Origin of the sequence: Nocardia sp. NPDC059195 (genome assembly GCF_042754695.1) — a bacterium.
In the GTDB taxonomy this organism is placed as follows: Bacteria; Actinomycetota; Actinomycetes; order Mycobacteriales; family Mycobacteriaceae; genus Nocardia.
Window position 1 is genome coordinate 235,793 of sequence record NZ_JBHZBG010000006.1, and the last position, 16,658, is coordinate 252,450.

Genomic DNA, 16,658 nt, shown 5'->3' on the forward strand with positions numbered 1-16,658 from the left:
TGCCGACCACGCTCAGGGTTGCGATGACGGCGGCGGCTGCCAGGTGATGCTTATCGGCGCCAGAAGAAGTGGTGTACCACTCCGCTGGGGCTGGGGATCTGCTCGTGGTGGAAGCGGTCGTCGTACTCGTCGGAGCTTTCCCACAGTCGTTCGCCCGCACCGATTTCCACCGGGGCGACGGCTATGTGCATCGCGTCGATGAGGTCGGCGGCGAGGAACTCGCGGACCGTGGCGACGCCGCCGCCGATGCGCACATCCTTGCCGTCGGCGGCGTCAAGAGCCTGGGCGAGCGCGTCCTTCGGGGTGGCGTCGAGGAAGTGGAAAGTGGTGTCGGCCAGGGTAAATGACGGGCGCTCGTGGTGGGTGAGGACGAAAACCGGGGTGTGGAACGGCGGGGTGTCGCCCCACCAGCCCTGCCAGTCGTAGTTCTCCCACGGTCCACGCTGCGGGCCGAACTTGTTGCGGCCCATGATTTCCGCGCCGATGTTGAAGGCGAAGTCGCGGATGATGTAGTCGTCGAGGCCGTAGGTGCCCCCGGGATCAGTGCGGTTCGGCCAGTGCGCGGTGGCGCCCGCCCAGGACATGAAGTCAGCGGGTTCGGCGTGGCCGAACGGCCGGTCGAGACTCTGCCCCTCCCCCGCACCGTAACCGTCGCTGGAAATGCTGAAGTTCTGAACGCGAACCATCTGAGCCATCGGGGTGCCCTTTCTGATTGCAATGTGCAAGCAGTGACGAAGGTATCCTAGACTGATCCTATGTCGCAACCAGTTTCTCAGGAGAAGTTGCCGGTGGCGCCGGGCAAGTCGGGCTGCCCGATCAATCTGACGGTCGAGCTCCTCGGCGACCGCTGGAGCCTGATCATCGTGCGCGACATCATGTTCGGCGGGCATACGCACTTCCGGGAGTTGCTCACCGGGTCCATCGAGGGCATCGCCTCGAACATTCTGGCCGCGCGGCTCGCCAAACTCGTCGCCGCGGGTCTGCTCACTCGTGACGACGACCCGAGCCACCGCCAGAAGGTCGAATATCACCTCACCGAGGCCTCGATTCAGCTCGTTCCGGTGCTGGCCGCACTGGGTGCGTGGGGCGCGCGATGGTTGCCAACGGCGCCGGAGCTGACCGTGCGCGCGGAGTTACTCGCCGCGGGCGGGCCCCCGATGTGGGACCGATTCATGGATGAACTGCGCGCCACGCACCTGCGCGGCGCGCCGCTTCCCGACGACGGGGTGCTCGCAGAACTCACCGCCGCCTACCACGAGGCGGTCGGTCAGTAGTCGCTAACGGACGGTCTGGCGGCCGACTTCGTTCAGGTGGGCCATCGCCTGGCGGTAGGACTCGAACAGGCCGGTCTCGCAGTAGGGAACGTCGATCTCGGCGCAGAACTGGGCGACCATCGGCTGGGCGTGGCGCAGGTTGGCGCGGGGCATCGATGGGAACAGGTGGTGCTCGATCTGGTAGTTCAGGCCACCCATCGCGGTGTCGACGAGGAAGCTGCCGCGCACATTGCGCGAGGTGAGCACCTGCCTGCGCAGGAAGTCGGTGTTGTCACCTTCGGGCAGAACTTCCATGCCCTTGTGGTTCGGGGCGAAGGTGGAGCCCATGTACAGACCGAACAGGCCCTGCTGAACGGCGATGAACACCAGCGCCTTACCCGGCGACAGCACCAGGAACGCCGCGGAGAGCAAGCCGATGAAGTGGGCGGCGAGCAGCGCGCCCTCCCAGATGCGGTTCGGGATCGGCCAGCGGAACACCGCGACGATGCTCTTCCAGTGCAGGCTGCCGCCTTCGAGCAGCAACAGCGGGAAGAACAGCCACGCCTGGTAGCGGAAAATGAATCGGCGCCAACCCTTCCCGGCCCGCGCGCGGTCACCGGAGAACGCGAGCACGCCCATCGCGTCCGGGTCGGCCCCCTCGGTGTTGGGATGGGCGTGGTGGCGGTTGTGGTTGCTGGTCCACCAGCCGATGCTCAACCCGATCGCGAGATTGCCCGCGATCAGGCCGTACAGATAGTTGGCCCGTCGCCCGGCGAAGATCTGCTTGTGCCCCGCATCGTGGCCGAGGAACGCGATCTGCGAGAACACCGCGGCCAGGAACACCCCGACCGCCAGCGTCCACCACGAGTCACCGATGACGAAAAACGCCACCCAACCAGCGACGAAGGCCCCCGCGGTCAGCGCGCTCTTCCACCCGTAGTACCCCACTTGCCGGTCGAGCAGGTCTGCCTCCCGGACGCGGCGCAACAGGACCGAGTACTCACTGCCACGCACGGGGACGACATCAGACGCGATAACCACGGGACAAGCATGGCGCATGAAGGGCACGAGCGGATGAACGGGTTGCAGATCGATGACAACCGAACCGCTGCATGCCCAAGAATCTGACGTCTCACCCCCGTGCCGCACGCGAATTATGGTGGCACCGGAGTGAAATTTTCCGGTCGAAAGGTCTCATGAAGCGCGCCATCACCACCTCAGCCATCACACTGGCACTGTTCGTCTCTGGTCAGCTCGCCGTCGCCGGCACGGCGTCCGCTGACATCGACGTCCCTGGCCCGGACGCACCGTTCGGTTCGTGCGCGGCCTACACCTGCACAGACCCGCTGGCGTACCTTTTGGACCTTGTCACCGGATCCGCAGGGTAGAGCTCAGAAACGTGGAGGTCCGGCGGCAAGCCAGGCCTCTACGTTGACACGATCGCTACCGTCGGCTCAGGTTCAGGCTCGGGCTCCGGTTCAGGCCCGGGCTCCGGCTCCGGCTCTTGTTCAGGCTCTGGTTCAGGCTCTGGTTCCGGCTCCGGCTCAGGCTCCGGCTCCGGCTCGGGTTCAGGCTCCGGCTCCGGCTCCGGCTCGGGTTCAGGCTCCGGCTCCGGCTCCGGCTCCGGCTCCGGCTCCGGCTCCGGCTCAGGCTCAGGCTCAGGCTCAGGCTCAGGTTCTGGCTCGGGTTCAGGCTCAGGTTCTGGCTCGGGTTCAGGCTCCGGCTCCGGCTCCGGCTCCGGCTCCGGCTCAGGTTCTGGCTCGGGTTCAGGCTCCGGCTCCGGCTCGGGTTCAGGCTCCGGCTCGGGTTCAGGTTCCGGTTCGGGCTCAGGCTCCCAAACAGAATCATCGGGAGGAGCCGCTGCCTCGTACTCCTCGATCGGCGGGACGCTGAAGTACCGCGGCGTATACGGAATCTTCGACGTCGTGTCGGGAAACTCGTCGGGCCGCTCTTGTCGTGCAGGTACTTGCTCGTCATCGGGGGTTTGCTCCCTGCCAGGTTTTGATTCCCCGTCCGGGGTCGGCTGTGGCTCAGGTGCCGGGTGGGGATCCGGCTTCGGCGCCGACTCGGTGGTAGTTCGAAGGCCGTCGAGATCGGCTCGCAGCTCCCGGCGCTGGTTCATGAATTCGTTGATCTGCGCCTGCAACTCCCGGCGCTGCGCCATCAGTTCGTTCGGCCGCAACCCCGCTCCCTCGACCGCCGCGGTCCTCTCCGCGAACTCGTCCACGCGCCTCGAGAACGCCTCGTCCGCAGCAGTCCGCATCTGCGCCGGAGTCAGACCGTCCGGAGCGATGCCCAACCCGCGCAACTTGTCCCGCATCGAATCGAGCGGCGCCTCAGAGTTCGTCGACTGCTCGGGCATTTGCTCGCTCTGGGGCGCCTGCTCGCCTTCCGGCTTCCGCGCGACCTCCGGCTGCGGCTGTTCCTCTCGCGGAGCGCGGGTTTCGGGGTTGGCCGACGGTGCGGCTTCCTTTCCGGCGGGACCGGCCTCGACGCCCGGTAGCGTCTCGAACAGGTTGGTGTGGCGTTCGACGGCACCAGCGCGCGGCTCGGAATCGGCCGCGCGGAGTTCGGGGGTACCCGCACGGGGCGGGGTCGGCTCGAGGCCCCTCGGCGCGGTCGGCTGCGGACGGTTTTCCGCACCGGCGGTCGGCTTGGCTTGGCTGCCGTCGCCCACCGCGGGAGGCGGTGTGGACCGTGTGGGGTTCGGCTCCTGTCGAACGCCAGCGCTTTCGGGGCCGCCAGGAATTCCGGAACGAGTTTCGCCGCCGGCACTGCTGGTTCCCTCACTCGAATTCAACAGTCGCCCAGTCTGATTCCCAGAATGATTGATTGCAGGATCCCCTGCCCGCGACCCGGAACCATTCTCACCAGCCGTATTCCCGGTACCGCTGTTTCCAGGTCGATTGCCGCCGTTCGACCGGTTCTCCCCGGAAGTATTGTCAGCCGGATCCCCGGCGCGATGGCTGCTCTCGGCGCGCGCCGGTGCGCTACTGCCGTCCGGTCCATCGAAGCGTGCGGGGTCCGCCGCGGTGAATCCGTTCGCACCGGGCCCACCGCCGGTCGGCGAATGACGGAAACCCTTGCTGCCACCGGTCAACACACCGTAGGCCGCACCGCTGGTGAGCAGCCGCGGATCCCAGGTCCACCCATTGGCGATACCGCCGACCCCCCAGGCTCCCAACGCGCCAACCATCCCCGATCCCGCGCCGACAGCCGCGCCCTTCAGTCCATTGACACCCTTGGCTGCCCATTTCCCTTCGGGCACAGGCAATTTCCCGGCTGCCTTGCCGAACAGCGCGCCGGCGGGCCCACCGACCGCGCCCGCCGCCCCGGCGGTGTACGCGGTAGTCCCCACCCGTTCCCAGTCGATGCCGTCCCGATGCCCCTTGCCGACCTGGTATGCCTGAATCGCGAGATCCTGCCCGGCCCCGAGCACCGTACTGAGGGCGACATGCTTCACCGTGAACTTGGCGACCGCGGCGATGCCGGTCTTGGCGGCGAATCGCGCGATGGCGGCGATCGCCCGGTTCGCCAGCAGCCGCACCGCCACGCGGGTAACGGCGATCGCTGCCGCTTGAACCGCAGGCGCGGTCGGCGGAAACAGCCATGCCAGTGCGATTTCGGCGGCGAGCATTCCCAATGAGCTGATAACCAGGATCTTGGTGTACTCGATCTCGGTGGCGAGGGCATCCGCGGATTCGGCCACGTAGTCCAGAACCTTGGCCAGTTCCTCGAGCGACTCCGGGCCCCTGTCCAGCTTGTCCAACGCCGTGGTCATGGCCTCGACGCCGTCGCCCCACGGGTACGCCTCGATGGTCGCCTTCTTGGCAGTCGCCAATTCCGGTAGCAGTTCCCGGATTTCGGCGGCGGCTGTGCGCCAGTCCTGCGCGATCGCCCACATCTGATCTTCATCGCCGTCGGGCCAATCCGATCCGGCGATCCAGCCGAGCCATTCCAGCTCACCGGGAAGAGTGATGGACATGCGTTACTGGAACGAGTCTGTCGACCGCTGTTCGGTCCGGGCCAGTAACTCCGCGGCCTTGTACTGCCCATCGGAGTACGAGTCGAAGGTCTTGGCAGTATTACCGAGCCCCTCGATGAGGTTCTCCCGTGCCGCGACATAACCCTGATCGCCGTCCGCGAACGTGCTGCCGTAACCGTCGCCGCCCCAGGGCGCCCCCTTGGCGTCCAGCGAAGTCTCCAAGTTGGTGAGGATCTCGCGCATTCGATCGCGCAGATCACCCATTTTGCCTGCCGCACCACGCATTTGCTCCGGGGTTACCCCGACTTTCGATGCCACGCCTAGCCCTTTCACCGATGATTCGATCTCAGACGATGGCACCGGTGCCCGGGGCGGGAAAGATTCACCACCGAGTATTGACGCTTCCTTGATAAACGTTGCAGGACAATCATTCTCGTCTTGACGCAACGTTGACGGTCGCACTACGACAGCGACGGGCCATACTTCGCGCGCATCCGCTGGGCCAGCGTCAGAAATACGGTGAAGTTCGGAATCAGGCTCACCGGAAGCGATTCCAGTGGTGCGGCCTGTCCGGTGACATGGATGCTCACCCACCCCTTACTCACCTCGACATCGGTCACCCGCAACCAGGCCGCCGATCGCTTCCCGGAACCGATCCGCGTCGACGTCATCCAGAAGTGTTCGAAGTCGAGTTGTCCACCCGCCTCGAGAACCGCGATCGCCCGAGGCAATTGCGCGGCCGTAACGGCCCTGTCGATCGCCGGACCCCATTTCTCCGGATGAGCGATCGCGTGCCGCATCACAATCGGATCGCCAATGACGTCGGTGAGCGTGTAAGCGTGCGAAACCTGTTCCGGTGCTGGACTACTCACAAGCTGGACGATATTGCGCTTCAGCGTGGTGGTGTCGTAGCGAATGGTCCGTGGAGCCCCCCGCACGATCACGATGAGTCCGTGCTCGTACAGGCTCAGTCGCGCATTGTGATTGCGGCTGTTGACATACCCCAGCCGCAGCAGATCGAACAGTAATCGACCGCCGACCATCCCCACGACGGTGAGACCGAGGATGCCGAGGATGTCCGCTCCGATCGCGAACCCGGTCACCGTCACCGCCGTGCCCAGGACAACACCGAGCGCCTCGATGGCGGGTCGGCGCATGCTCGGTTCCGCCGCGGTATAGGTCGCGCGGTGCCGCCCCAGATCCGCCTGCGCGGCGGCTCCGGCGACGGCATTGCGCAGATCGAGGTCGTTGCCGGGAAGCCCCGTCACGACCGCTCACCGTCCACTGTGCCCATACTCGCCGATCATGCCCGCAGCATCCCTGCGCACACTCGATCCGACGATCGTCCTTGACGGAACTTTCACGCTTGTGACACCCACGGCGCCGATACGCAGGATCGTGATGAGAGCTGGGTTTCAGCCCGACTCGGCCACTGACCGGCGAAATCCCTATAACGCGACCACCTGGCATCGCCTCTACCCCGAACTGCGGCTCAGCGAGCACCTGACCCCGCAGATCGTCGGGTGGACGCGCGACCGGCGCAGCGGCACCGCCCCGACCCCGACCTGCAACGCCGGGTAGTTCGCACCGCGAGAAACGACAAACGGCCGAGCTCGAAAGCCGGGCCGTTTGTTCACGAACTCGCGGGCGATCGTCTCCGGTGCACCCGAGTTCGGCTCAGCCCTCGGCGACCTCGCTGCGGTCGCCACTCCACAGGGTGTGGAATTTGCCCTCGGCGTCGATGCGCTCGTAGGTGTGCGCACCGAAGAAATCGCGCTGGCCCTGGGTGAGTGCGGCCGGCAGGCGCTCGGCGCGCAGGGCGTCGTAGTAGGACAGCGAGGACGCGAAGGCCGGGACCGGGATACCGAGCAGGGTGGCGGTGGACACCACACGCCGCCAGCTGTCGATGGCCGTCTCGATGGCCGCACGGAAGTACGGCGCGAGGATCAGGCTCGGCAGGGCGGGGTCCTGTTCGTAGGCGTCCTTGATCCGGTTCAGGAAGCGGGCCCGGATGATGCAGCCGCCGCGCCAGATCGTCGCCAGATCACCCGGGCGCAGATCCCAGCCGTATTCGGCGCTGCCCGCGGCGATCTGGTCGAAGCCCTGCGCGTAGGCGACGACCTTGGAGGCGTACAGCGCCTGCCGGATGTCCTCGGTGAACTGCGCGACATCGGTGGGCTTGTCCGCGAGTGTGCCCGATGCCAGACCCACCGCGGCTTTGCGCTGGGCTCGGGAGCCCGACAGCGCCCTGGCGAAGACCGCCTCCGCGATACCGGTGACCGGAACACCGAGATCGAGCGCGGACTTGACCGTCCAGCGGCCGGTGCCCTTCTGCTCGGCAGCGTCGACGATGACGTCGACCAGCGGCTTACCGGTTTTCGCGTCGACCTGGGCGAGCACCTCGGCGGTGATCTCGACCAGATAGCTCTCCAGGTCCCCGGAGTTCCACTGGGTGAACACCTCCGCGATCTGGCCCGCATCGAAACCGAGCGCGTCGCGGAACAGGTGATAAGCCTCGCCGATCAATTGCATGTCGGCGTACTCGATGCCGTTGTGCACCATCTTGACGAAGTGCCCGGAACCGTCGGGGCCGATGTGGGTGCAGCACGGGGTGCCGTCTACCTGCGCGGCGATCGACTCCAGCAGCGGGCCGAGCGACTCGTAGGACTCCTTCGGCCCGCCCGGCATGATCGCGGGACCGTTGAGCGCGCCCTCCTCGCCACCCGAGATTCCGGCGCCGACGAAGTTCAGCCCGCGCTCACTCAGGGCGGCCTCGCGGCGGATCGTGTCGGTGTAGAGGGCGTTGCCGCCGTCGATGATGATGTCGCCCGGCTCCATCGCGGCGGCCAGTTCCTCGATGACGGCGTCGGTCGCCTCGCCCGCCTTGACCATGATCAGCACCCGCCGCGGCTTCTCCAGCGCCGCGACGAACTCCTCGACGGTCTCGGTGCGGACGAAATCGCCATCGCCACCGTGCTCGGCGAGCAGCGCGTCGGTCTTGGCCACGGAACGGTTGTGCAGCGCGACGGTGTAGCCGTGCTTGGCGAAATTGCGGGCGATATTGCTACCCATCACGGCCAGGCCGGTGACCCCGATTTGTGCGCGCGCGGTGGAGACAGGCATTGATCAGCTCTCTTCGTCGAGTGGTCCAGTGGGTGTGCGGAAGACAGCTTCCGCGGCGGCGCGCCTGGCGCGCTCCTTGTTGTAAGCCAAGCTACTTGGTGCCCGGACCGGATCCTGCACGGAGCTAGGGGAATCAGGCGTGCCATAGCTTCGCTTTCGAGGCAGATCAGTCGCCGGACATCGCGCCGAGACGCGCGAGCAACGTAGCGGCTTCAGCGAGTTTCGCGGCGTCCTCAGGACTCAGCTCGTCCAGGAGTCGCCGGATTCCGCTGATCCACATGTCGTCGATCAGCTGATTGTTGTGCTCGGCCAACTCCGTCTCGTGCAGCCGGTAGGAGCGACCGTCCTCGGGGTCGGCCCGCTTGTCGAGCAGTCCGCGGTCCACCAGACGGCGGACGGTGGTGCTCACATTACTGCTCTGCAAACCCAGGAATCGGGCGACTTCGGAGACCGTGCTGCCCGGCCGCTCCGCGACAGTTCGGAGCACTTCGATCTCCGAGTGCGGAAGCCTGGACAGTCCCGCCTCCCGCTCACCGAAGCGACGCAGGGCCCACACCAGCGACCGCGCCGTCTGCGCGAGGTGTGCGACGTCATCGAGCGAGGGCTTGGACACGGGCGCAGTCTACCGTCTAATCTATCTATAATTCTAGATATACTTTCATAGAAAGAGACCATGTGAGCCCGCACCCGCAGGACACCCTCGCTGCCGTAGCGCAGATCGAGGTGCCGGTTACCCCCGGCGAAGACCGGCCCACCCACTTTCCGGCGAAGCTGATCGCGACGCTGACGCTGCTGGCAGCTGTCGCACCGCTGGCCATCGACATGTATCTGCCCGCATTCCCCCAGATGGCAGCGGAATTCGACACCAGCGCGTCAGCGATCCAGCTGACGCTCACCGCGTTCCTGATCGGTCTCGCCCTCGGGCAACTCGTCATCGGGCCGCTGTCGGACCGCTACGGCCGGCGTCCGCTGCTACTCGCGGGCACCCTCGTCACCGCGCTGTTCAGCGCGGCATGCGCGCTCGCCCCCACCATCGAGGTGCTGGCCGGAGCACGCTTTATCCAGGGATTTGCCGGCGCCGCGGGCATTGTGCTCGGCCGGGCCGTCATCTCCGACCGGGCTCAGGGCGCCGCCGCGGCGAAACTGTTCGGCCTGCTGATCGTCGTCAACGCCATCGCCCCGATCATCGCCCCCCTGCTCGGTGGCGCCATCGTCGCGGGCAGCGGCTGGCGCGGAGTGTTCTGGGCGCTGGCCGCGCTGTCGGTGCTGATGTTCGTGTGCGTGCTGACGATGGTGCCCGAGAGCCACCCGAAAGAACGGCGAACAACCGGCGGGGCCGCGGCGACGTTGCGCGATGCCCGCACCGTCCTGCGCAACCGTCGATATCTCGGCTACACGCTGGCCTACGCGTTCGCTTTCGGCGTGATGTTCGCGTACATCTCCGCCTCACCGTTCGTCCTGCAGGACGTCCATGGATTGTCGACCACCTGGTATTCGCTCGCTTTCACCGCCAACGCACTGGGTCTTGTCCTTTTCAGCATCGCCAACGGCGGGCTCGTAGCCCGCTTCGGTGATCGCGCGACGCTACGGATAGGACTCGTGCTGCTGGTCGCGGTCTCGGCGTTGATGCTGGTCAACAGCCTCGTCGGACCCGCGCTGTGGGCCACGCTCGCCCTGCTGTGGTGTTCGATGGGCAGCCTCGGTCTGGTCATCGCCAACGCAACGACGTTGGCGCTCGGGCAGGCACGCCGAGCCGCGGGCACCGGTTCAGCCATTCTGGGAGCACTCCAGTTCCTCCTAGCCGCGGTGATCTCGCCGCTCGTCGGCATCGGCGGCGAACACACGGCCGTCCCGATGGCGATTGCCATGGTCGTCAGCGCGGTCGTCGCACTGGCCGCGCTCACGCTGACCAGCGAACGATCCACCGCCGAGGTCGCCTAGCGGCAGAAATCGCCGGCGTGGATGGCTACGTTCGATGGTGAGCGACCACCCACGCCGCGACCTGTGCGCGGGTCGCGAAGTGCAGTTTGCTCAGGATGTGCTCGACGTGGCCTGCGGCCGTGCGCTGTGAGATGACGAGTTTCTCCGCGATGGCCCGGTTGGTCAGGCCCTCCGCGACGAGTTCGGCTATCTGCTTCTCGCGGCGGGTCAGTACGGCCATCGCGGCGGGAACCTCCGCCGCCGCTGACGGATCCTCCTCGAGTGCGTAGGCGAGCGCCGTGTCGATGTCGAGATCGTGGCCCCGGCGCAGCGCGACCTCGAAGGCGCGCTGCCCGAGCGCATCAGTGGCGTTCTGTTGCGCCTGGGTGTGGTGGCGGAACATCTCGAGAATGCTGACCACCTGGCTACCAACGGATTCGCCGACCGCCATGGCGGCGCCGACGAGCACAGCGGCCCGTTGCGCCTGGCCCTGCTCGGCCGCGACAAAGGCCAAGGTCGCCAGACAGCTCGCGACACCCAGCCAATCGTCGATCATCCGGGAAACCCGCAGACTCTCCTTGACCAGCACCGTCCCACGCTCGAGGTCGCCGCGCTCGACCGTCGTATAGGCGAGCTGTGCGACGGCATAGGACCGGTAGACCGACTCGCCATGCGCGGTGGTGAGCGCCAGCGCCCGCTCCTGACAAGCCGTGGCGCGGTCCGTTTCCTGCAGCAGACCGCACGCGACGCCGAGACCGAGCAAGCTCGACACCTGATGCAAGACATCACCGGCTGCCTCGAACCCCGGCACGGCTCGCTCGAGCTGTGTCCGCGCACCGGTGAGGTCACCGGAGAACAGCGACAGCAATCCATCCGCACCATCGACGTACGCGCACAACACCTCGTCGCCGCTGCCCTCAGCCAACGAACGTGCTTGTTCGATTCGCGCGGACCCGGACTGGATGTCTGTCTGCATCGCGGCCAGCACAGTGTCCGCGCACAGTGCCGCGATGTGCTGCAACGTGGCCCCGCTTGTGCTCTCCAACACGCGCCCGAGCCAATACCGGGCCTCGCTGGCCCGCTGCCGCGCGACCCAGAACTCGTAGAGGGCCACCGCGATCCGTTCGGCCGATCCCGCCTCGTCGGGCTCGGCCAGGCAGAACTCCATCGCCTCACGCAGGTTGGGCTGTTCCCGGTGCAGCCGATCGATCCATTCCCGCTGTTCAGGCCCCATCCATGCGGTGTAGGCCCGCAGCGCCAGGCGTTCGAACCAGTCTCGGTGGCGGCGCTGCAACGTCTTCTCGTCACCGCTGTCGCGCAACCGTTCCCGGCCGTACTCGCGCAGCGTTTCGAGCATTCGGTACCGGACGCCGCCGTCACCGCGGGACTCACGGATCAAGACCGACTTGTCCACCAGCGAGCCCACCAGGTCGAGCACATCGCCGGGATCGAATCCGTCACCGCAGATCGCCTCCGCGGCATCCAACTCGAAGCCGCCCGTGAACACCGTCACCCGCGCCCACAGCTCCCGCTCCCGGTCGGTCAGCAGGTCGTAGCTCCAGTCGATGCACTGGCGCAGCGTCTGTTGACGGGTCGGCGCCGCGCGGCCGCCACCGGTCAGCAGTCGATATCGGTCGGTCAGCCGTTGCAGGATCTGCTCCGGTGACATCGCCCGCAGCCGGGCCGCTGTCAACTCGATGGGCAGCGGCAGGCCCTCGAGTCGCCGGCATATGCGTGCGACGGTGATCTTGCTGTCTTCGGTCAGCTCGAAACCGGGGACCGCGGAGCGCGCGCGGTCGACGAACAGCGCGACGGCGTCACACCGCAACATCGCGCGCAAGCTCGGCGACCGCTCCGCCCCGGGAACCGACAGCGGCGGCACCGGGACCACCACCTCCCCACCGACGCCGACCGGCTCCCGGCTGGTCGCCAGGATGTGCAATCGTGGCCCGGCACGCAGCAGCGATTCGGCCAGCGAGGCGATCGCGTCCACCAGGTGCTCGCAGTTGTCTAGCACCAGGAGCAGATGGCGCGTGGCGACGAAGTCGACGAGCAGCTCCTGCGGCGTCTGGGCGGTCGGCCCAGCCAGTTTCAGTGCGGACGCGGCAGCCCCGGCCACCAGATCCGGCTCGCGAACCTTGCCGAACTCGACCAGCCAGACCCCGTCCTCGAACGCTCGGCGCACCTCCTCGGCTGCCCGAATCGCCAACCGGGTCTTGCCTACCCCGCCGATACCGGTCAACGTCACCAGCCGCGCCTGCGACATCAACTGTCTGACCTCGACGATCTCACGTCCTCGGCCGACGAATTGAGTCAATTCCGCGGGGAGATTTCCCAGCGCGCCCTGACTGGTTGGCGGCATCGAGCATGCCTCGCATTCGGTGGCGGAACGGTCTAGAACGCCAGGTTACGCCGTGTCGACCAGGACAGAACCCGATCGAGCCACGGCCCCGCCACCTGCTATGCGCCGGCTTCAGAAATAAACCGATTTCCGAAAAACGGGTATATCGACCGTCCCCGCGACGCCGTGGTCGGAGGACGCTGTAGCGAGGTCAGCATCATTTCCCGGAGGTCCGATGTACCCACCCGATCCAGCCGTCACCAGCGAAGACAACACACAGCACGTGGAAGACATACTGATGATTCGCCGGTGCACCTGCTGCTACACGCTGTTCGCGGCGGTGACGGTCGGCTGCTCCTCCTGCACATCCGGCAGCCTCGAGTGGCTGCCGTCGTCGGGCGCCGGTTCGATCGTGTCCTGGCGGGTCGTGGATCGCGCCGCGACCGGAATGCGCGGCGTACAGCCGTTGACGATCGCCATTGTCGAACTCGACGAGGGCCCGTGGGTCTACACCTCCATCGAAGGCGAGCTCCCGCCCCGGAACTGCCCGGTGCGTGTGCAATTCCAGCCGTGTCCCAGGGACGACGGATTCCCGGTATTCGCGGTGAGTGCCGGTCACCGAACGTCGGGCGACCAGCGCCGGTCCGCCAACCGTATCGACGCCTGACCAGGCTTGCTCTGGGCGACGAGTCGGCCACCTTCACCCTTGGAACTATTGGCGGCGACCACAAGCCGAGGTATCGTAGGTACGTACCTACATTAGGAGTCGCTGCCATGTCTTCGATGAGTGCTCGAGAATTCAACCAGGATGTCAGCGCTGCGAAACGGGCTGCGACTGAGGGGCCGGTGGTGATCACGGATCGGGGCGAGGATGCTTTTGTGCTCTTGTCTATCGACGACTATCGACGACTGAAGGCCGACAGTCAGGATCTTGTTTCCCGGCTGAGCATGGATGACGAAATCGAGTTCGAACCGGCGCCACTGCAGGTGGAGCTGAGGGTCGCGGACCTGTGACTTTTCTCCTCGATACCAACGTCATCAGCGAGTTGCGCAAATCGCCACAGTCCGTGGACCCAGCGGTGCGCTCATGGGCGGCGCAACGGCGACCATCCGACCTGTTTCTGAGCGTTGTCACGATCATGGAGGTCGAAGTCGGCATCTGCCGGATAGAACGCCGCGACTCCGCCCAAGGCAGTCGGCTGCGCAGGTGGCTCGAAGACGATGTGCTGGACGTATTCGCGAACCGAATCCTGCCACTCGACGTGGCCGTGGGTCGACGCGCCGCACGGTTGCACGTGCCGGATCCTCGCCCCGAGCGCGATGCGATGATCGCGGCAACGGCGAACGAGCACGGTATGACGGTGGTGACTCGTAATGTCAAAGACTTCGAGCCGATGGGCGTGCCTGTCATCAACCCTTGGAATCACACTGACGATCCGGCAAACGACGTTCGGCGGCGGTGGAAGAACTACAAAAGGTCCGGCCCTATGGCCGGGCCTTTTGTGTTGGGTGAGGCCAACGTCCTACAACCCGAACACCCCGCTGACCGAAGTGCCTCAGCGCACGAGGCGGAGTCGGGTGGCGGCGAGTCCGACACTCAACCGCTGCCCCCAGGACAGGCGTAGTGCGTCGTGCTCGATGCCGTCGCCGAAGGCCACCAGGCCGTCGGACTCGACGTCGATGTGCAGGCTTTCGTCGGTGATCTCGCCTTCGGTGTGCGTGACCCCGGTGGTCGGTGAAGGCCATGCCTCTCTGACGAACCAGACGAGTCTGCGCTCGGTAGGTTCGGGCAGGGGCAGTGGGCTTTTCCGTTCGCGGTGCGTCGATGAGCACCAGCCGGTGGCGCCCGTGCCGCTGCCGACGAGGACGCCCGAGGATGCCTGGCGTTCGTTGTGGATGCGGTAGCGGCTGGTCTGGTGGCTCGGATGGCCGAGGTAGATCTCGTTGAGCGCGTGCAGTGTCTGTCCGTCGTCGGTTCTCGCCTCGACCATCGTGAGGTCGTCGGTGTCGCCGGTGCAGTGCAGGAGTTCTGCCGCGTCGGCGGGGGTGTGCGCGGCGAGCACACCCGGCTCCGGGCTGATGCCGATGACGGCCTGGCCGTCGAGATATTTGGCCACGTTGGCGACCAGCCCGTCCTGCCCGACGATCACGACGATGTCCTCGGGCGCGAACAGGAACCGCGACAGGTCCTCCCGCTCGACCATGCCGCGTCGCCATCCCAGCGGAATCGCACCACTGACCTCGGCCAACGCCGCGCGGTTCCGCCGGTCACGCTCGGCCACCTCGTCCAGCGATCTACTCCGTGACCTCAGGAAGAACTCCACCTGCCCGCGCGTTCCGTGCCGTGCCAGCAGCTCGGACAGCTCGGTGCGCCGGTGCACCAGCACGATTCGCGGAGCCAGGCTCATCGGGTGAGCCGTTGCAGGATCGGCGCGATCATGTCCGGCGTCAGGGTGATGCTGCCGATCTCCGGCAGGTTGCCCGCGAGTTCCTTGGCGGCCAGCGCGTAGAGCGTTTCCTGGGGAATATCCCGGTACGCGTCCAGACGCGCCTTCTCACCGGCGGCCTCGGCCTCGGCGAGCTTGCGGATGCCGTCGGCTTTGGCGTCGTCGGCGACCCTGCCTGCCCTGGCCTGGTCCTGCGCCTTCCTGAGCGCGTTCGCGCCGCGCTGGACGACCAGGAGTTCCTCCCGCTTCGCCAGCTCGATCTGGCTCTGCAGTTCGTTCTCGCTGATCGCGCGCTCGCGTTCGACGGCGAGCGCGCGCCGCTCGAAGGTCGCTCTGTCCGCTTCCTGCTGAACCTTCTCGCGGATCGTGGTCTGGAGCGCCTTCTCCATCTCCGCGTCGGGGCGGATCGCGACGACGCGGATGTCGATGATCTCCAGCCCGATGTGAGCCGCGGTCAGCTTGCGCGTGGTGGCTTCCTTGACCTTGTCGACGCCGGTGCGGATGGCGGTCTCGAGGTCGAGCGTGGCGAGCACCTCGAGGGCGTGTTGCTGCGTGTTCTCGGTGAGGGTGTTCGCGATCTGGCTCAGCGGGTCCTGGCGCCAAGTTCCCGTGTCGGGGTCGATCGAGAAGTCGATCCTGCTCGTCGCCGTCTCGGGATCGGTGCAGCGGTAGGTGACCGTGAGCTGGACGGTGACGTCCTGGTAGTCGCGGGTGCGGGCGTGGAACAGCATCGGAAGCTCTCGGTCGGCCACCGGAACCTCACTGAGGACCGCGGTGCTCGGACGGAACCAGAAGCTCAGTCCGGTGCCGTCGTGCAGGACCTTGCCCCGGCGGACATGCCTGACATGGACGGTCGGGGCTCCCCTGAGATGCCGCAGTCCGGGGTAGCCACTGATGTCTGCCATCGCCTTCTCCTTAGTTATGGTCATATTGACTATAACTAGTCTTCGGCTCAGCGGCAAGCCCTGGGTTTTCGGGGTACCGGCCCCGCGAAAACTGTGGAACGCTACCGCTTCAGGCGGTTTCCGGGCGAGCACCGGGGCCGACCACATCAATGCGAAGGACCACCGAACCCATGCGAATCGCAGGACTGACCGCCCTCGCGGCGGGCGCACTCGTTCTCCCGGCCATCCTGGCTCCCGCGGCATCGGCAGAGGTGGAGGACATCACCATCTCCGCCTGGGGTAACAGCGAAATCCCCGTCGCCTGCGACTATGTGGGCGCCAACTGCAGCGTCATGGCCCGGATGTTCGGCCCCGACTACGCACTACCCGCCACCGTGACGATCAACGGCCGCGAACTCAGTTCGCCTGAGCGCCTGGACTACCCGGACCGGGAGCGCAGCGCGGTCCGCGGCACCTGGCGCCCGCCGGCCAAGGGCACCTACACGATCGTGGCCACCCAGGGCTCCTCCACCAAGACCCTTGTCGTCGAGATCACCGGAGACGCCCAGCTCGGCAGCGGCTCGGCGGGACTGCTACCCAGCGGTTCCAGCTAACCATCGAGTCCGGCCCTGGCCGATACCTCGCCTAGCCGCGGGGTAACCGCGGGAATAGTCGAACAAAAAGGTAGGGACTCGAGCCCCTGAC

The 16,658-nt window shown here is 66.5% G+C and carries 18 protein-coding genes; 8 read left to right on the forward strand and 10 right to left on the reverse strand.

What is annotated here, in order from left to right; all coding sequences use genetic code 11:
- Nucleotides 1-50: 50 nt before the first annotated feature.
- Nucleotides 51-695 (reverse strand): dihydrofolate reductase family protein, encoded by a 645-nt coding sequence (locus tag ACFXKN_RS11410; protein ID WP_378953155.1) that lies wholly within the window; start codon nt 693-695, stop codon nt 51-53.
- 60 nt (nt 696-755) lie between these two features.
- Between ACFXKN_RS11410 and ACFXKN_RS11415 the strand changes: the two genes are divergently transcribed.
- A complete protein-coding gene (locus tag ACFXKN_RS11415; RefSeq protein WP_378953153.1) occupies nt 756-1,274 on the forward strand; it encodes a winged helix-turn-helix transcriptional regulator in 519 nt (172 codons plus the stop codon).
- A 3-nt stretch (nt 1,275-1,277) separates the two neighbouring features.
- On the opposite strand, the gene ACFXKN_RS11420 is transcribed toward ACFXKN_RS11415, so the two are convergent.
- Complete coding sequence (locus ACFXKN_RS11420; protein ID WP_378953151.1) at nt 1,278-2,294, reverse strand: fatty acid desaturase family protein; 1,017 nt, start codon at nt 2,292-2,294, stop codon at nt 1,278-1,280.
- Between the two features lie 155 nt (nt 2,295-2,449).
- On the opposite strand from ACFXKN_RS11420, the gene ACFXKN_RS11425 reads away from it, so the two are divergent.
- Nucleotides 2,450-2,641: a hypothetical protein gene (locus ACFXKN_RS11425; RefSeq protein WP_378953149.1), complete on the forward strand. Its 192-nt coding sequence runs from the start codon at nt 2,450-2,452 to the stop codon at nt 2,639-2,641.
- A 38-nt stretch (nt 2,642-2,679) separates the two neighbouring features.
- Here ACFXKN_RS11425 and ACFXKN_RS11430 read toward each other — a convergent pair whose 3' ends face one another.
- The 3 genes from ACFXKN_RS11430 to ACFXKN_RS11440 form a co-directional block, all read right to left on the reverse strand.
- Nucleotides 2,680-5,238, reverse strand: coding sequence for a hypothetical protein (locus ACFXKN_RS11430; RefSeq protein WP_379432927.1), 2,559 nt, complete (start codon nt 5,236-5,238; stop codon nt 2,680-2,682).
- A gap of 3 nt (nt 5,239-5,241) precedes the next feature.
- On the reverse strand, nt 5,242-5,556 hold the full coding sequence (locus tag ACFXKN_RS11435) for a WXG100 family type VII secretion target (RefSeq protein WP_378953145.1): 315 nt from the start codon (nt 5,554-5,556) through the stop codon (nt 5,242-5,244).
- A 143-nt stretch (nt 5,557-5,699) separates the two neighbouring features.
- Nucleotides 5,700-6,506, reverse strand: coding sequence for a DUF6585 family protein (locus tag ACFXKN_RS11440; RefSeq protein ID WP_378953143.1), 807 nt, complete (start codon nt 6,504-6,506; stop codon nt 5,700-5,702).
- A gap of 133 nt (nt 6,507-6,639) precedes the next feature.
- Between ACFXKN_RS11440 and ACFXKN_RS11445 the strand changes: the two genes are divergently transcribed.
- Nucleotides 6,640-6,819 carry a hypothetical protein gene (locus ACFXKN_RS11445; RefSeq protein ID WP_378953141.1) on the forward strand — a complete coding sequence of 60 codons (180 nt, stop codon included), beginning with the start codon at nt 6,640-6,642 and terminating at the stop codon, nt 6,817-6,819.
- A gap of 96 nt (nt 6,820-6,915) precedes the next feature.
- Here ACFXKN_RS11445 and gndA read toward each other — a convergent pair whose 3' ends face one another.
- Both gndA and ACFXKN_RS11455 read right to left on the reverse strand, forming a co-directional pair.
- The gene (gene gndA / locus ACFXKN_RS11450) at nt 6,916-8,361 is read right to left on the reverse strand and encodes an NADP-dependent phosphogluconate dehydrogenase (RefSeq protein ID WP_378953139.1); all 1,446 of its coding nucleotides are present in this window, start codon (nt 8,359-8,361) and stop codon (nt 6,916-6,918) included.
- A gap of 166 nt (nt 8,362-8,527) precedes the next feature.
- Nucleotides 8,528-8,974, reverse strand: a complete 447-nt coding sequence (locus ACFXKN_RS11455) for a MarR family winged helix-turn-helix transcriptional regulator (RefSeq protein ID WP_378953137.1) — start codon at nt 8,972-8,974, stop codon at nt 8,528-8,530.
- A gap of 62 nt (nt 8,975-9,036) precedes the next feature.
- On the opposite strand from ACFXKN_RS11455, the gene ACFXKN_RS11460 reads away from it, so the two are divergent.
- Complete coding sequence (locus tag ACFXKN_RS11460) at nt 9,037-10,302, forward strand: multidrug effflux MFS transporter (protein WP_378953135.1); 1,266 nt, start codon at nt 9,037-9,039, stop codon at nt 10,300-10,302.
- Nucleotides 10,303-10,327: 25 nt separating this feature from the next.
- On the opposite strand, the gene ACFXKN_RS11465 is transcribed toward ACFXKN_RS11460, so the two are convergent.
- Entirely contained in the window at nt 10,328-12,643 is a 2,316-nt protein-coding gene (locus tag ACFXKN_RS11465) for an ATP-binding protein (RefSeq protein ID WP_378953133.1), read from the reverse strand.
- A gap of 262 nt (nt 12,644-12,905) precedes the next feature.
- On the opposite strand from ACFXKN_RS11465, the gene ACFXKN_RS11470 reads away from it, so the two are divergent.
- The 3 genes from ACFXKN_RS11470 (at nt 12,906) to ACFXKN_RS11480 (ending at nt 14,247) form a co-directional block, all read left to right on the forward strand.
- A complete protein-coding gene (locus ACFXKN_RS11470) occupies nt 12,906-13,289 on the forward strand; it encodes a Zn-ribbon domain-containing OB-fold protein (protein ID WP_379432928.1) in 384 nt (127 codons plus the stop codon).
- A gap of 107 nt (nt 13,290-13,396) precedes the next feature.
- Nucleotides 13,397-13,636, forward strand: coding sequence for a type II toxin-antitoxin system Phd/YefM family antitoxin (locus ACFXKN_RS11475; protein WP_378953131.1), 240 nt, complete (start codon nt 13,397-13,399; stop codon nt 13,634-13,636).
- A complete protein-coding gene (locus ACFXKN_RS11480; RefSeq protein WP_378953129.1) occupies nt 13,633-14,247 on the forward strand; it encodes a type II toxin-antitoxin system VapC family toxin in 615 nt (204 codons plus the stop codon). Before ACFXKN_RS11475 ends, ACFXKN_RS11480 begins: the two co-directional genes overlap by 4 nt.
- Here ACFXKN_RS11480 and ACFXKN_RS11485 read toward each other — a convergent pair.
- Together ACFXKN_RS11485 and ACFXKN_RS11490 are read right to left on the reverse strand one after the other, a co-directional pair.
- Nucleotides 14,179-15,030 (reverse strand): hypothetical protein, encoded by an 852-nt coding sequence (locus tag ACFXKN_RS11485; protein WP_378953127.1) that lies wholly within the window; start codon nt 15,028-15,030, stop codon nt 14,179-14,181. The genes ACFXKN_RS11480 and ACFXKN_RS11485 overlap by 69 nt on opposite strands.
- Nucleotides 15,027-15,974, reverse strand: coding sequence for an SPFH domain-containing protein (locus ACFXKN_RS11490; RefSeq protein WP_378953125.1), 948 nt, complete (start codon nt 15,972-15,974; stop codon nt 15,027-15,029). The genes ACFXKN_RS11485 and ACFXKN_RS11490 overlap by 4 nt, the downstream gene beginning before the upstream one ends.
- A gap of 170 nt (nt 15,975-16,144) precedes the next feature.
- On the opposite strand from ACFXKN_RS11490, the gene ACFXKN_RS11495 reads away from it, so the two are divergent.
- The gene (locus ACFXKN_RS11495; RefSeq protein ID WP_378953123.1) at nt 16,145-16,567 is read left to right on the forward strand and encodes a hypothetical protein; all 423 of its coding nucleotides are present in this window, start codon (nt 16,145-16,147) and stop codon (nt 16,565-16,567) included.
- The last annotated feature ends 91 nt before the right edge of the window (nt 16,568-16,658 follow it).

Bases quoted from the DNA above. Each gene is read 5' to 3' on its own strand.
- ACFXKN_RS11415 (WP_378953153.1), top strand. From the start codon at position 756: ATGTCGCAACCAGTTTCTCAGGAGAAGTTGCCGGTGGCGCCGGGCAAG.
- ACFXKN_RS11445 (WP_378953141.1), top strand. From the start codon at position 6,640: ATGAGAGCTGGGTTTCAGCCCGACTCGGCCACTGACCGGCGAAATCCC.
- ACFXKN_RS11425 (WP_378953149.1), top strand. From the start codon at position 2,450: ATGAAGCGCGCCATCACCACCTCAGCCATCACACTGGCACTGTTCGTC.
- ACFXKN_RS11430 (WP_379432927.1), bottom strand. From the start codon at position 5,238: ATGTCCATCACTCTTCCCGGTGAGCTGGAATGGCTCGGCTGGATCGCC.
- ACFXKN_RS11485 (WP_378953127.1), bottom strand. From the start codon at position 15,030: ATGAGCCTGGCTCCGCGAATCGTGCTGGTGCACCGGCGCACCGAGCTG.
- gndA (WP_378953139.1), bottom strand. From the start codon at position 8,361: ATGCCTGTCTCCACCGCGCGCGCACAAATCGGGGTCACCGGCCTGGCC.
- ACFXKN_RS11410 (WP_378953155.1), bottom strand. From the start codon at position 695: ATGGCTCAGATGGTTCGCGTTCAGAACTTCAGCATTTCCAGCGACGGT.
- ACFXKN_RS11465 (WP_378953133.1), bottom strand. From the start codon at position 12,643: ATGCCGCCAACCAGTCAGGGCGCGCTGGGAAATCTCCCCGCGGAATTG.
- ACFXKN_RS11490 (WP_378953125.1), bottom strand. From the start codon at position 15,974: ATGGCAGACATCAGTGGCTACCCCGGACTGCGGCATCTCAGGGGAGCC.
- ACFXKN_RS11475 (WP_378953131.1), top strand. From the start codon at position 13,397: ATGTCTTCGATGAGTGCTCGAGAATTCAACCAGGATGTCAGCGCTGCG.
- ACFXKN_RS11495 (WP_378953123.1), top strand. From the start codon at position 16,145: ATGCGAATCGCAGGACTGACCGCCCTCGCGGCGGGCGCACTCGTTCTC.